This window comes from Haloarchaeobius iranensis (assembly GCF_900103505.1).
GTDB classification, from domain to species: Archaea; Halobacteriota; Halobacteria; order Halobacteriales; family Natrialbaceae; genus Haloarchaeobius; species Haloarchaeobius iranensis.
Genome location: NZ_FNIA01000015.1, coordinates 74877 through 88746 on the forward strand (window position 1 = coordinate 74877; position 13870 = coordinate 88746).

Annotated in this window: 15 protein-coding genes and 2 pseudogenes; 5 read left to right on the top strand and 12 right to left on the bottom strand. The window is 65.6% G+C overall.

The genetic code is table 11. The features are described from left to right. The first annotated feature begins 76 nt into the window (after positions 1–76). Complete coding sequence (locus tag BLT27_RS13250) at positions 77–553, top strand: DUF7344 domain-containing protein (protein WP_139172338.1); 477 nt, start codon at positions 77–79, stop codon at positions 551–553. A gap of 188 nt (positions 554–741) precedes the next feature. On the opposite strand, the gene BLT27_RS20615 is transcribed toward BLT27_RS13250, so the two are convergent. The 3 genes from BLT27_RS20615 to BLT27_RS13260 all read right to left on the bottom strand — a co-directional run bounded on the left by BLT27_RS20615 (position 742) and on the right by BLT27_RS13260 (position 2137). After that, positions 742–876: a DUF7563 family protein gene (locus BLT27_RS20615; protein ID WP_257300366.1), complete on the bottom strand. Its 135-nt coding sequence runs from the start codon at positions 874–876 to the stop codon at positions 742–744. Between the two features lie 243 nt (positions 877–1119). After that, the gene (locus BLT27_RS13255) at positions 1120–1407 is read right to left on the bottom strand and encodes a HalOD1 output domain-containing protein (protein ID WP_089734668.1); all 288 of its coding nucleotides are present in this window, start codon (positions 1405–1407) and stop codon (positions 1120–1122) included. A 283-nt stretch (positions 1408–1690) separates the two neighbouring features. After that, on the bottom strand, positions 1691–2137 hold the full coding sequence (locus tag BLT27_RS13260; protein WP_089734670.1) for a universal stress protein: 447 nt from the start codon (positions 2135–2137) through the stop codon (positions 1691–1693). Positions 2138–2269: 132 nt separating this feature from the next. Between BLT27_RS13260 and BLT27_RS13265 the strand changes: the two genes are divergently transcribed. After that, the gene (locus BLT27_RS13265) at positions 2270–3343 is read left to right on the top strand and encodes a hemolysin family protein (protein ID WP_089734672.1); all 1074 of its coding nucleotides are present in this window, start codon (positions 2270–2272) and stop codon (positions 3341–3343) included. A gap of 4 nt (positions 3344–3347) precedes the next feature. On the opposite strand, the gene BLT27_RS13270 is transcribed toward BLT27_RS13265, so the two are convergent. From BLT27_RS13270 to BLT27_RS13290, 5 genes are all read right to left on the bottom strand, one after another. Then, positions 3348–5117, bottom strand: a complete 1770-nt coding sequence (locus BLT27_RS13270; protein ID WP_089734674.1) for an alkaline phosphatase D family protein — start codon at positions 5115–5117, stop codon at positions 3348–3350. A gap of 156 nt (positions 5118–5273) precedes the next feature. After that, the gene (locus tag BLT27_RS13275) at positions 5274–5522 is read right to left on the bottom strand and encodes a hypothetical protein (protein ID WP_089734677.1); all 249 of its coding nucleotides are present in this window, start codon (positions 5520–5522) and stop codon (positions 5274–5276) included. A 79-nt stretch (positions 5523–5601) separates the two neighbouring features. Continuing rightward, on the bottom strand, positions 5602–6411 hold the full coding sequence (locus BLT27_RS13280; RefSeq protein ID WP_089734679.1) for an alpha/beta fold hydrolase: 810 nt from the start codon (positions 6409–6411) through the stop codon (positions 5602–5604). A gap of 64 nt (positions 6412–6475) precedes the next feature. Continuing rightward, positions 6476–7162 carry a helix-turn-helix domain-containing protein gene (locus BLT27_RS13285; RefSeq protein WP_089734681.1) on the bottom strand — a complete coding sequence of 229 codons (687 nt, stop codon included), beginning with the start codon at positions 7160–7162 and terminating at the stop codon, positions 6476–6478. 122 nt (positions 7163–7284) lie between these two features. Further along, on the bottom strand, positions 7285–8520 hold the full coding sequence (locus BLT27_RS13290) for a tyrosine-type recombinase/integrase (RefSeq protein WP_089734683.1): 1236 nt from the start codon (positions 8518–8520) through the stop codon (positions 7285–7287). A gap of 189 nt (positions 8521–8709) precedes the next feature. Here BLT27_RS13290 and BLT27_RS13295 point away from each other — a divergent pair, with 189 nt between their 5' ends. Further along, complete coding sequence (locus BLT27_RS13295) at positions 8710–9777, top strand: zinc-binding dehydrogenase (RefSeq protein WP_089734685.1); 1068 nt, start codon at positions 8710–8712, stop codon at positions 9775–9777. A gap of 20 nt (positions 9778–9797) precedes the next feature. Here BLT27_RS13295 and BLT27_RS13300 read toward each other — a convergent pair whose 3' ends face one another. Next, entirely contained in the window at positions 9798–10259 is a 462-nt protein-coding gene (locus tag BLT27_RS13300) for a pyridoxamine 5'-phosphate oxidase family protein (protein ID WP_089734688.1), read from the bottom strand. Between the two features lie 155 nt (positions 10260–10414). Between BLT27_RS13300 and BLT27_RS19845 the strand changes: the two genes are divergently transcribed. Next, positions 10415–10579 (top strand): hypothetical protein, encoded by a 165-nt coding sequence (locus tag BLT27_RS19845; RefSeq protein ID WP_175526462.1) that lies wholly within the window; start codon positions 10415–10417, stop codon positions 10577–10579. Between the two features lie 135 nt (positions 10580–10714). On the opposite strand, the gene BLT27_RS19240 is transcribed toward BLT27_RS19845, so the two are convergent. From BLT27_RS19240 to BLT27_RS13310, 3 genes and pseudogenes are all read right to left on the bottom strand, one after another. Continuing rightward, positions 10715–10870 (bottom strand): HAMP domain-containing histidine kinase, encoded by a 156-nt coding sequence (locus tag BLT27_RS19240; RefSeq protein ID WP_139172339.1) that lies wholly within the window; start codon positions 10868–10870, stop codon positions 10715–10717. 568 nt (positions 10871–11438) lie between these two features. Next, positions 11439–12023, bottom strand: a complete 585-nt coding sequence (locus BLT27_RS13305) for a response regulator (protein WP_089734690.1) — start codon at positions 12021–12023, stop codon at positions 11439–11441. A gap of 550 nt (positions 12024–12573) precedes the next feature. Beyond that, positions 12574–13506, bottom strand: a pseudogene (locus tag BLT27_RS13310) (IS1595 family transposase). A 104-nt stretch (positions 13507–13610) separates the two neighbouring features. Here BLT27_RS13310 and BLT27_RS13315 point away from each other — a divergent pair. Next, positions 13611–13870 (top strand): annotated as a pseudogene (locus tag BLT27_RS13315) (IS5/IS1182 family transposase); the annotation flags it as partial.

Genomic DNA, 13870 nt, shown 5'->3' on the forward strand with positions numbered 1-13870 from the left:
AGACAGTGGGGGATCGAGCGGAGAAACAGCGACGGGAGGTGACCGGAAGGCAGACCACGACCATCGGCCGGATAGGGTGGCACAGGAGCTGCCACTGGACGTCATCTTCGAGATAATCAGGAACAGACGTCGACGACTGGTGCTCCAGTGCCTCGACGAGAGCGATTCGGAGACGCTCAAACTGAGCGAACTCTCGGAGCACATCGCAGCAATCGAGAACGACACGACCGAGGAGGCCCTGTCGGCGCAGCAGCGCAAGCGCGTCTACGTCGGACTGTATCAATGCCACCTCCCGAAGATGGCCGATTCGGGGGTCGTCGAGTTCGACAAGAATCGAGGGACGGTTTCGGAAGGCCCGAACGTCGAACAGTTGGACCCGTATCTCGACGTCGACGAACGTGCGGACGACGACAGCCGGCAGACGCTGCTTCTCGGGTCGGCTGCGGTCGTCGGGTACGCTCTCGCGGCGTTCGGTGGGGTTCCCGGCATCGTTGCCGGTGGTCTCGTCGTGGTCGCGTCGCTCCTGGGCGTCGCGTGGAACGGTATGCGGTAACGACAGCGTCGACGACAGTTTCGTTGCCGACCGGACGGACCGGCACCGGTCTCTCGGTGGGAGCGTCGCCCGTCGACGGTCACAGGGGTGGGGCTCCCGGTCGACCAGCTTCTTCGACCCGGTATCGGACACCCGTTTCCACCAGTCCCGGTAGTATGACGGTCTGCTCGTGGACGTCGTGGTGTCGTTCAGCGGGCAGCTGCGCCATCGTGGATATCGGCGTGGCGAGCACAGTCGAGGCAGTGCTCGACCTCGCCCTCCCAGCCGAAAACCCGGACGAAATCGTGGGAGACGTACCGACCACAGTTGTTGCAGAACGGCATCGTCAGTCCTCCTCCTGCGTCCGACAGTCGGAGACGGAGGGTACGCCAGCCGTCCGGAGTACTGGTCCCCGTCGCAGACGAGACCCCGCCGATGCGTGCCACTGTCTCGGAGTCATCACCACGTCCATCCCCGCTGATGACAATAAAGCCGCGAGTCCGTTTCGCCACGGTATCACGGGGTAGAAAGTGCCTAACTATGGTTTCCGAGAACCCTGCGCCGGCTGTCAGCCGGAGCGCCCCGGCTCAGGGTCCCGCGACGACGACGAACCCGTCACAGCCCACAGTGACGGTCCGCTCTTCGATGGAGAACACGACGCTCGTGACCGGTTCGAAGTCGCCGTGCCCACTCGACCGAAGCAGAGTGTCCAACGCGTCAGGGTCGATGTAGTCGAACAGCGTCTCCACCTGGAGGGGTGGTTGCTCCGTGGCCTCGGCCAGTGTCTGGACAACCGCCATTGACGGGTCGATGCCCTCGAAATCGAACTGTCGTTGTACTGTCGCCTTCGACTCGGTGTGTTCGTCCTCGTGCATGCTTGGTCCCCTCCCACCGCCCATCGTATGGTACCCAGTTCCGTCCGGTCCCGAACCACGAGCCCACCGCGGAACTCCGCGTCGTTTTGCGGGCTGTCCCCACAGTCGCGGGGAGCGAACACCGCGACCGTACCCGGGAGCGTAGGCCCGATTCGTCGCGGGCCGTCTTAATCTTTCTGTGCAGGTGCCGTCGGCTGGAGAAAAACCCTGCTATTGATCGAGTGGGCGCGCGCATGCCCGGTGTCGAATGACGGGTCGGAATCCACCCCTGAGCCGGAGGCGCTCAGTCCGTCTCGGTTTTCACGACGGTCACGGGCACGTCACAGAGGCGTACCACACGGTCGGTCACGCTGCCGAGCAACTGTCGGTACTCGCCGGAGCGCGACTTCGTGCCCATGACGACGAGGTCGGCACCGTTCTCTGCTACCGTGTCGAGGATCTCCTCGTGGGGATGGCCGTACTCCATGACGGTTTCGACAGTGACGCCGGCGTCGTCGGCCTCTTCGGCCACGGCGTCGAGCGCCTCACGGCCTGCCTCCTCGAGTCCGGATTCGGCACCCTCGTGGTCGTGGACGTACTCGTCGCCCGGGTAGGCGCCGTACACGTCCTCGTCGACCACGTAGAGGACAGTGAGCGTGGCGCCAGTTGCCGCGGCGAGCTCGATGGCGTGCCGCGTCGCGTCGGTCGTGCTGGAGTCACCGTCAGTCGGAAGGAGGATTCTATCGTACATCAGTTCGACGGAGGAACTGGACCCCTAAGATGATTGTCCCGATTCCCGGACGATGGGAGGTGATTCCCGGCCCAGGAGTAGACCGTGGGAACTGGCAGTAGTGACTTCAAGCGTGGTCGAGAAGTGTGGAATATGAACGAGTTCGAACTGGTGGTCCGGCTCGTCGTCGGGCTGTCGCTCATCCTCGCCAACGGCTTCTTCGTCGCCATCGAGTTCGCACTCACCCGGGTCCGACAGTATCCCGAATCGGAGTTCGAGGGACCCGGTCTGCGTCGGGCGTGGGACATGACGGAGGAACTGGAGATCTACCTGACGAGCTGCCAGGTCGGGATCACGGCCTCGAGCATCGCGGTCGGAATCGTGGCCGAGCCAGCACTCGCCGCGCTCTTCGAGCCGTTCCTCCAGAACACCGCGCTTGCCTCGGTCGGGGCCGGAGGTGTGCTCGCGTTCCTCATCATCAACCTGCTGCACCTGACCCACGGAGAGCAGACGCCGACCTACCTCGGTGTGGAGCGCACGAAGTTCGTCGCACGATACGGAGCGACGCCGTTGTACTGGTTCGCCACGCTCGTCTCCCCAGCCATCTACATCGGTGACGGTGTCGCGAAGTGGACGCTGGGGCTGTTCGGGGTCGAGATGACGGGTGCGTGGCTGGAGACCGAGGAAGAGCGTGTCGAGTCTCGTGCCGACCTCCGGAACCGCCTCGGCTCCCTGCTCGAACGTGGCGGCCTCAGTGCGGAGCGCAAACAGGAGATACTCAACGCGTTCACGGTCGGCGACAGGCGCGTCGACGAGGTCATGACGGACGTGGACGACGTTATCTTCCTCTCGGCTGATGCGAGCGCTGCGGAGAACCTCGACCGGATCGGGTCGAGCCCCCACACGCGTTTCCCCCTCGTGGGTGACAGTCAGGACGAGTTCCTGGGCATCGTCTACGTGCCCGCCGTAGTAGACAACGTCGACGACCTGCGGTCCGGGGCGGCGAGCTGGGAAGACGTCGCCGCGGAACCACTGACCATCGACGGTGGGACAAAAATAAGCGAGGCGGTCGACACCTTCCAGCGAGAACGCCAGGAGCTGGCGCTCGTAACCGACGACGATGGGTCGGTTGTCGGCCTCGTCACCGCAACCGACGCGCTGGAGGCCGTGATGGGTGAGATAGAGGACCCGCTGGACGTCGAACTCGGGACGAGAGCCAGCGCCTGACCAGCTACCGGGACGGGTACCGTCGTCGGTACGCGCCAGTAACGTCCTCGAGCTTCACTTTCCCCTCGGGGACGCGGTACGCAACGACCACGTCCCGGTCTGCGTACTCCGAGTTCGTCGTCTTGTCCACCGCGAAGCCGACGTAGGTGCAGTCCTCGCGGGTGAACTCGACGACTGAGTAGCCCCAGTTGTGGCTGTCGAAGAACTCGATATGCGGGTTCATGCCGGTGACGAGCTTCGTCAGGAGCGGCTCGGTGATCTTCCCGCGCCAGCCACGCGTGATGTGCAGCGCCTCGGCGGCGTTCAACGACGTGACGGCCGGCGTCATGAACTCCACCCCGATCTGCTCGCCCTGTGCGACACCTTCGCCCCCGCTGACCCGACCGGGGTACGATGTCTGCTGGTAGGCCGCGACGTAGCAGTGCATGTCGCCGGTCAGGGTCACGTAGTTCTCGACGTCCGCGCTCGCGATTGCCTCGGTGATCTGCTGTCGCTCGCGGGTGTAGCCGTCCCAGCCGCCCTGCACCGGATACACCGAGAGCGGCCCGGAGCCGAGACGGAACGGAACCGTGAGCACCTCGTCGGCCCAGACGCGCCAGAGCGTCTCGGACTCGGTTATCGTGTCGACGAGCCACTCACGCTGTTCCTCGCCGAGCATCGTCCGCCCCGGCGGTTCGTACTGTGGACCGACGTTGTCGGGCGTCGGGATGGCCTCACGGGGCGGGTCGCGGAACAGCCGCTCGTCGGTCATCGCGAGCGTGACGAGGTCGCCGAACTGAAGTCTGCGCCACAGCCGGAAGCGGTCCTGGAGCGACTCGCCGTTCGGGTCGTACTCCACACGGGCGGGCATGAACTCCCACCAGGCGTGCATCCCGTCGGCGACGAGTTCGGTCATGAACCCGGGGTCGTCTCCGCGTGGATGGTCACCGGCGGGGGCGTCGGTCCGGTCGTCCCAGTAGACGTCGTTGACGAGTTCGTGGTCGTCCCAGCCGGCGATGAGGGTGTGTGACTCGAGCGCCTCCTGGAAGAACCGGTCGGAGCGGTACGTCCGGTAGAGGTAGCGGTAGTCCTCGAGGTTCCGGACGCGGTCGTTGCCACTCGGCAGGTCCTTCTCCCGTCCGGGGTAGTCGTAGGACCCGAATCCCTTGAAGTCGCCAGCCTCGGACTCGTAGATGGCGTCGCCGACGTGGACGATGAAGTCGACGTCCTCGTTGGCGACGTAGTGGAACGCCGGGTAGTAGCCGTTCAGGAAGTTCTGACAGGCGACGACCGCGAAGGAGACCGATTCAGGAGAGTCGTCGGGGTGTGGCAGCGTCCGACAGCGTCCGGTCCGCGAGGCGACGCCGTCGTAGACGAACCGGTAGAAGTAGCGGCTGCCGGACTCCAGTTGCCCGTCGAGGTCTATCTTCACGGTGTGGTCGTGCGAACGGATCCTCTCGGACTCCGTCACGACGCCGTCGTAGACGATTGACTCGAACGAATCGTCCTCGGAAACCTGGACGGCAAGCGGCGTGTCGGGGTCGAAGACGTCCGGCGAAATCCGCGTCCAGAGGATGACGCCAGTGGGAGTCGGACCGCCGCTCGCGACCGACTGGGGGAACACATCGTCGGGGTCGCCGTCGGCGTCGGGCTCGAACACGTCGGTCTCCTCTGTATCTACGACGTCAAGCGCGAGGGCCAGGTCGTGCGAATCCAGCTCCGAGAGGAGTTCCGAGTGGTCCTCGCCGTTCCGTGCCGGTTCGTCGCGGCCACCGAGACCAACTGGGTCCGTCATCTGGTGGCATCCTTCGAGGACGGCCGTCTTCGAGATTTCGGTCTCATCACCTGGATGTCGTCTCACCGGACACGAACAGTACTCTCCCGGCCGCAGCACTCGACTCGAGGACGGTACGCGACAACCGTGCCCTGTAAACCGAGGCTCCTACCGGCACTACAGCAGGTAGCCGCCGCAGAGGTTCCGCGCGGCGACCGACAGCCGGACGAGGTTCGAGTCGGGGACCCTCGCACCGGTGCCGCCCGGCGTCCACGCCGATGTCGGCGTCTCTGTCGCTGTCGTCGGTTCGACTGGCGTCTCGGCTGGCTCTGTGGTCGATTCGGGCGTGCCGTCGGGCGTGACCGCCGAACACCCGGCGAGGAGCACGACCACCACGAGCAGGAGTGAGAGAGCACGCGGTCGCATATCGCCGACTGTCGACGACTCCGGGAAGTGTCTTGGGCCGGCAGGTACTCGGACCGGCGGCCCCCTGTCTGTCAGCCGGCTACGTGCTCGGTTGCTGGCCGTCGACCGTCTCCAGGAACGACCGGACCGCATCCACGACGCGGTCGGGGTCCTCGTTGGGTCCCATGTGGCTCAGGCCGTCGAACTCGACGAGCCGACTGTCGACGACGGTCTCGTTCGCGGCCCGGACACCGTCCCGGAGATGCGAGGGGGATTCGGTCCCGGTGAGCATGAGCGCAGGAGCGTCGAGTTCGGCTGTCTCGGGAAGCTCGTAGTTCTCGAGTGCGCGGTTCATCCGGACCGAGTTCTCGACGAACCGGACGTACTCGGGCCAGACCGGCCACTCCTCGAGCCAGGCGTCGAGCGCGTCGCCGGACAGGGACCCGCCGTGGATGACCTCCGCCACGTGGTGCTTCATCGCGCCCTCGCGGTCGCCGGCGTCGAGCCGTTCCTGCATCCTGCTCGCGAGGTCGGCCTCCTCGCGGTACTCCCCGACGAGGATGGCTGGCTCGTAGGCGACGACCGCCGAGACCGGGACCTCACGGGCTGCCTCGATGGCCTGCAGGCCGCCGAAGGAGTGCCCGAAGACGACCGGCTTCCCGTCGACCGAGCGGATGACCGCCCGTGCATCTTCGACCTCCCGCTGGAGGCTGTAGGCCTCGCTGTCCCCGCTCCGACCGCGTCCACGGCGGTCCGAGACGGTGAGTTCGTAGTCGCCCTCCAGGTGGGGGATGACCGCGTCCCAGTACTCCTTGCCGATGGAGTCGCCGTGGAGGAGGACCATCGGTGGTCCCTCGCCGTGTCGTTCGTACGCGATTCGTGTTCCATCCGCGGAGGTTACTGTCGGCATACGGTGTGCATTGCTGGGGGCCGGTCAGGGCTAACGGTGACTCGCACTCGTGGGGCCGTTTAAGTCAGTCCGGCAGCGGCGGCCAGGTCGAGGCGACGGTGGTCTCGACGAGGTGAGTCTGTGCACGCCGGAGCCGTTCCGAGGCCGCCGAGGCTCCGATACCGAGTTCCGCGGCGACGTTGTCGAGCGACGCTCCACGTGGCACGTCGAAGTAGCCCATCTCGTAGGCCGTGCGGAGCGCCTCGCGCTGTGGGTCGGTCAGCCCGTCGCCCGGCGGTTCGGGTTCGCCGTCGCGGGTCAGCCGTCGGAGCGTGAACTCGCCCTCGTCCTGCCAGAAGCGCCTGAACTCGTCGAACGCCGCGCGGTCGGCGAACCAGCCCGACTGGACCCACCCGGTCGGTGTGACCTCGATGTGGTCGATGATGGCCGCCGCCTCGGCGAGGCCGCGGAGGCCGTCGAGGTCGTCGATCTCCTCGCCCATGTGTGCGTCCATCCCGACGCTCGGAACGACCTGATAGCGGAGGGTGTCGCCGGCCCGCCCGACGAGCGTGGACTGTCCGACGAACGACGCACGGTCGAACGCAGCGTCCGCCTCGGTCACGGCTGCTCCGGTCACGTACGCGAGGAAAATCGGCGTGTCGCCGTGGTTCAACTGCATCTCCAGATCGATACCGTCGCACGACAGGTCGTCGATGACGGAGACGAACGGCAGCACCTCGCAGGTGATCTCGAACTCGGCGACGAGTCCCATGGGCCGTCCTCGGTCTCGACCCGTATGTGTACGTCGGTGTCGACCGGCCGTCAGTACCGGACTGCTGCCAGCGCCACCGTCAGGTCGTTACACGATGGGTGCCAGGAACGAGTCCGGTCGGCTCAGAAGTCGACTTCGTCGAGCGCCTCGGTCGCAACGTCGCCCAGTTCACCGGCTTCGATGTGGGAGTACCGGTCGCGGACCATCTCCTCGGAGTTGTCCAGGTATCGGGCGGCCACGGTGTAACCGAACGCCCGGACCAGCACCTCGCCCATGCCGCGGCGACCGCCGTGGGGCGCGAGGTAGTCGTGCTTCGGGTGGTCGACGGTCACGTCGCTGGCCTCCGTCACGCGCTGGAGGACCCGCCGCCCGCCGTCGGTCGTCAGCGACGGCGGCCGCAGGTCGGCGTCGAGCGCCAAGAGCAGGTCGCGCGCGTGCTCCGCGCGCCGGTCGGCAATCTCGTCCGGCGTGCGCCCGCGGTCGGCCAGCCCGTCCGTCACGACCGTGCCGAGTGTCCGCTGGTCGAACGTCGGGAACACGGGCCACCGGTCACTCGGCGGGTCGAGGAGCTTGCGGTACCGGCGCAGGGGTCCGATCACGGGGTCGGGCAGGCTCGCGGCGTCCCACTGCTGTTTCTTGCGGTACACCTCCATGCTCCCCGCGTCGACGTCGACCTCGTTCCAGCGGACGCCGCGCCGGCGGGGGTCGTCGGGGTCGCGCAACACCTCGCCGATGCGGACGGCAGTGTAGGCGACGACGAAGACGAGCGCGCGGTCCCTGGTGGCGCGGATGGCTCGGTACCGTGCACGCCCGCGGTCGAGGGGGTCGGTGCCCTCGGGGAGCCCGGTGAACTCCTCGACGGCGTCCCGGGCTACCGCGTCCACGTGGCGGGTCAGTGCGTGGCGCTGTTCGGGCGTCCACGCCTGCTGGTCGCCGGGCTTGCGGCCGTCGTCCGCGGGCAACGGGGCCGTCGCACTCGCGCGCTGGGCGCGATGGGCGCTCAGGTACCCCTCGTTGACACACCAGCCACACCAGGCCGAGACGTAGGCGTAGTAGGTATGGACGGTGTTGGACTTGAGCCCGCGGTCGCCGGCGAGATGGCGCGCGTACTCCCGGAAGACACGTTCGTCGAGGTCAGCGAACGTCGGCTCCCGGTCCGTCTCGGGGGCGATACCGGGCCAGTCGTCCGGGCCGCGCTCGCCTCGTACCCAGTCGGCGAAGCGCTCGAGTTCGCGGGCGGCGTTCCGCCGGTAGTTCCCGCCGTCGCCACCGCGGCCCTTCCCTTTGTCCTGCAGGTACCGGTCGAACGTCGCCGCGAGCGGCCGGTCCTCGCGCGCGCCGACGTCACGCCCGGTCATGCTCTCCCCCGGTGGTGTACACCCGACGGCCCACTCGGCAGGAACCGCGTGGCCTCGGGAGGCTGACTCGACGCGTCCTCGGCGACCGACATGCTGTGCGACACTGTGTGGCAACGCCATTTAGCTCTTGCCGGTCTCGCCGTCCGAGCTCGGGGCAGAGCTAAGGTGGTCCCGCCGCTCGGTCCTGCTATGCGCGCAGCAGTCCTCGAGGCATACGGCGAACCGGTGCGCATCGAGTCGGTGCCCGAGCCGACCCCCGACCCGCACGGCGCGGTGGTCGAGGTCGAGGCGTGTGGTATCTGCCGGAGCGACTGGCACGCCTGGCAGGGCCACGGCGAGTGGGCGGACGACCAGGTCGAGCGTGGACAGGTGCTCGGCCACGAACCCGCGGGCCGTGTGGTCGCCGCCGGGGAGGACGTGACACGACTCTCCGTCGGCGACCGCGTCGCGGTCCCGTTCAACCTCGGCGACGGGACGTGCCACCACTGTCTCAACGGGCACGGGAACGTCTGCGACGACGGACTCGCACTCGGCTTCGAACAGGCCGCACCCGGTGCCTTCGCGGAGGCGGTCCACGTCCCGTACGCCGACTACAACGCCGTGACGCTTCCGGAGAACGTCCACCCCGAGGAGATGGCCGCGCTCGGCTGTCGGTACGTGACGGCGTTCCACGCCCTCTCGCACCGGGTCGATCTCGCGGCGGGCGACTGGGTCGCCGTGCACGGCTGTGGCGGACTCGGCCTCGCGGCCGTGCAACTGGCAGCAGCGCTCGGGGCAGGTGTCGTCGCGGTCGACGTGCGCGAAAGCCCGCTCGAACTGGCTGCAGACCTCGGAGCGACCGCGACGGTCGACGCCTCGACCGTCCCCGACGTCCCCGAGGCGGTAGCGGCGCACACCGACGGCGGTGTCCACGTCTCTATCGATGCGCTCGGCCGGGCCGAGACCTGCCGGCACAGCATCGAGTGCCTGCGGACGCGTGGGACCCACGTCCAGCTCGGGCTGACGACAGACGCAGAACGCGGGGAGATCGCGCTCCCGGTCGACCGGATGTCACGCTGGGACATCTCGTTCCTCGGTTCCCGGGGGATGCCGCCGACGCGATACGACGAACTCCTGCGGATGATAGCGACCGACCGTATCGACCCGGGTGCGCTCGTGACCCGTCGCGTCGCACTCTCGGACGTATCGGACCGGCTCGCGGCGATGACCGACTACGGAACACGCGGCGTGGAGGTCGTCACCGACTTCGGTGGCTAGGCCCGCGCAGGTTCTGCCACTCAGTCCAGCGGCGTCGAGCGTCCGGTCATCGAGTCGGCGTCCAGCCTGTAGATGACGATCTCTATCTCGCTGATGTCCTCGTCGAACACGCGTATCGGGGTGAACTGCCGGTTGATCGCCGCGGTGTCGAACCGGTCGTGGCCCGACTCGGGGATGCGCTCTACCGTCCCCCGCACGATGACGCTCCAGGAGTCGACACCGCGTGGGTCGTCGGTGTCTTCGGTGCCGTAAACGGTGTAGGAGACCGCTCCGTCCTGGTCGAGGACCGCGCGCTTGTGACTGTCCTCCGTCATCCCCAGCCGGAAGTAGATGTCCTCCCCGTCGTAGTAGTGGGCGAGTGGAACGCCGTAGGCGTCACCCGCAGCCGCCATCGAGAGCACACCCGACTCTGCGGACTCCAGTCTCTCGGCGATCTCCGCGTCGTCCATCCCTCGCGTGTACGCGTACTCGATGTGTTCCATGATGGGGGCAGTGGCTTACCTGCAACTACGTCCGTCGATGGTTTAGGTCGTCCGGTGATTGCGGCCCACTCCTCTCCCGTGACCGGAATCCGCAGACCACGTTGACTGCGTCAGCATACACAAAAGTTAGGAGGGTACGCGTCGATTGGTAGCACATGGCAGACACGAAGAAAGGTCGCGACAAGAAGGCGCTCAAGGAGGAGCGGCGACAGGAGGAACGCGTGATGGAGGCGGAGCTCGAGGCTGTCGAGGAGTCGGACAGAGAGAACACCGACGAGTGGGAGGGGCTCATCGGCGAGGGCAACCCAGACGACGAGTGAGGCGGACGCTCCGGGTGGTGGCTGCATCCCGGTCCGCGACCAATCACTGTCGACCTTCGAGAATGCGCAGACGGTACTCGACAACTGACACAGTCATCATCACCTGTGACCTGTCACACGTTGTGGGAGGACGACTCAGTCGACCGCCTGCAGACGAATCGTGGTGCAGGCACCGGTGTCGACGTTCTCGGCCGACACCGCCCCGTCGCACCCCTGCACGATCCAGTAGACGAGCCACAGGCCGAGCCCGCTCCCGTGAACGAGTTGGGTCTCCTCGCCGGCACCCAGCACCTTCCACTCCTGCTCGGGCAGCCCCGGTCCGCCGACAGGAGACGCCAGCAGGACCCCCGCGAAGGATAGACCTCTGGGCTCCCCGAGAACAGCCAGTCTCGACGGCCGCCTCGCCGGCGAGCAGCAGGTCGGCCTCGATGGCTGCAGCCGCCATCAGCACGACTTGTGGGCTGCTGTAGCGGACGTCACGTACCGCTTGACCTAATCCGACACGCTCCCGCAGTGTCCCTGCGGCGATGATCTCTCGAAGCGCCCTTCGCCTGACCGACAGCCGTCGAGGCGCACCGCCACCGCGGCGATGGTACGAGGGTCGCGCCGCTCCGCCGACGGTCGCGGGATGGAGCGTGGTCGCTGGCTGGGTTCACCACCGCAGTTTGGACAGCGGCGACCCCCTCGTCTGCACAGTCAAAGCGGTGTTTCAGCGTGCGAGACACTGCATCACCCTTGACACTCGCTCGCGGCGTATCGACGGGTGCCCGCCTCGTCCGGAGGCGGCCGGCAGTATCCGGCAGCGAGACCGTCTGTCATCCCCTGTCCCCACCCTGTCGATTCCGGGCCAAATCCCCGTTCAGCGGCCCTCGCGCTCCACGGTCTCGAAGCGGTCGAAGAGGGGGTCCGGGTCCTCGAGCACGCGGCGTGCACGACGTTCGAGCGTCGTCGTCCGCTCCCCGAGTCCCTGGTACTTCTCGTTGGCCTCCAGTTCTGCCGGCGGTAGCTCCGCCTCGAGGACCGCCCGCTTCGATTCGAGGCTGAAGTACTCCCCCAGCGTCTCGTAGCCGAGGACAGAACACTGCTGGCGGACGGCGGCACGCACGCCCGCTCGCTCGATGGGTTTGCAGAGGTAGTCGTCGAACGGCATCTCAAGCACGTCGAAGGACGGGTCGATGGCCGTGACCATAATCACCCGGCCGTAGTAGTCCCGCTCCTCGAGTTCCGACAGGACCTCGTCTCCCGACATGCCGGGCATGTGACGGTCGAGGAGGACCACGTCCACCTCTCGCTCCTCCACCGTCGGAAGCGCCTCCCCGCCGCTGTATGCGGTGTCGACGTCGCACACGCCCTCCAGTCGGAGGGCGTACGCGTCGGCGACCTGTTTCTCGTCGTCGACGACCAGTGCCCTCGGCTTCTCGGGCGCGTCAGAGCCGTGTTCCATGCGTCGTTCGATTTGTTGTGCTGGAAGTGTAATAACCACTGGCCCTTCGCTGCCGGCTCACGCGTCACTATCGTTTGCTCCGGTCGCCTCAGTGGTCACGCCGGCCACCGTGCAGACGCAGCCAAATTGATTACACAGTACCCCGAACTATCTGCTATCACGTACTATGGCGGGTGGCGTTGGACCGCCCAGAGGACAACAGCGAGGCGTTGGGCACGAGGGCTCTGGTGAATCACCATACGGCGAGTGATTTTACTGTGTCACGGGTCGCTTGATGTTTCTCACGACACACTTCAGCCCGAGTTCACGAAATTCTCGGTACCAGGTTCGGTCACTTCCGCGAACTCGTGTTGAAATGCGCCGTGAGAAACATCGAACTCAGCAGTAGACACTCACCCCCGTGAATTCACGCGTCTAAACAAGGCCCTTCATTTGGGAGGAAGACCTTAGCGAGCCTATCGAGACGATGCGGCTGGTTGACCACCTGTATCTAACGGCTGTTTCAGCCCTGATTCTATGACCTGGATCTGAATTGGGACTTCTATCGCTCTTATGTAGAACTGTGGAACGAGTCGATTGCAACGCTATCGACGAGTGTCAGTAACGGTGCTCTCACGCGATTGAGTGACTGCAGCAAGCCGAAGGTGTAAGCGGCCTGTTCCAAGCCTTGCTCGGACAGGCCGCGAAATTTCCGCAGCCACGGATGAATCACCGACCAGAGACTCTCAACGTGGTTAATGTGGGCGCCGCCAGGCGACACATATCGTTCGTCGTGTATCACAACCCGATGATTATAGTCAAGTCTTCGATACGCTTGCAACCCATCGGTCCAGACCTCTCCCAGCGGCTGGGAGAGGTCTTCAGCCTCCTGGATTACGCTGAGAAGATCCCTCTCGAAACGAATCCCCTCCTTTACCCGTATCACGGTGAACTTGTCGCGGCAGGCCGCGACGAGCGTGAACTGATCGCCGTGGCGACCCTGCCAGCGAGTGCGTCCCCTACGGAACGATCCGCCACGAGAGCGGCTCTTGTCCTTTGTAGCCCGAACAGACTTTGCCGCTCTCGTCGACTTCGGTCGAACCGAACACCGTTTGCTGGATTCGTGCCAAGACAGCGGGGAAGCCACGAGAGGTCGCGGCTTCCACGTCTCGGATCACGTAATAGAGGGTCTTGTACGTGCGGTCAAACAAGACCGCGATCTGGGAGATGTTCAACAGCGTATCAGCGTAGATAATGTACGCGAGAAGCACCTCTCCTGTGGTGAGGTGCTTCTCGTGGAACGGGGTCCATACGTGTATACCGGGCGGAAATCGCAGTTACGGCACCAGACACGGTCGATGTCGTCCCAGACGCGAATGCTGTGATGCTCGCAGTGTGGACAGGAAGCATCCGCCCAGAACTGCTTGAGTCGCCGCTCGATGCGAGCATCGAGCGGCTCGGTCTGAAGGGCTAAGACCTCTAAGTCCACTAGCTGGCGTAGCATCCTGCCGAAGGTTCAGTACCTCACAAAGGCTGTGTTGAATCACTAGACGGCACCAGGATGGGTCGCTAAATCAAAGGAGTTGAAGCGGAGAGATTCGGTTGTCCATGACACAAATCTCCCGCTTCACTGGTGAGATTGTGCCGATAGCCCAAGTTGTTACCGGTGATGGAGACGAATCCGCCGCCCCGCAAGGTGGCGGCGGATTCGCCGACTATGCCCTCGTTTCCCTCCATTGTCTGCGGATTTACCTCGATACGTCCTACCGAATGACGATTGATCTGCTGAAGGAGATGCCACAAATAACCGGGGAGATCGGCCTCGACACGGCCGATCTCCCCTCTCCATCCACGTTGTGTAAAGCGTT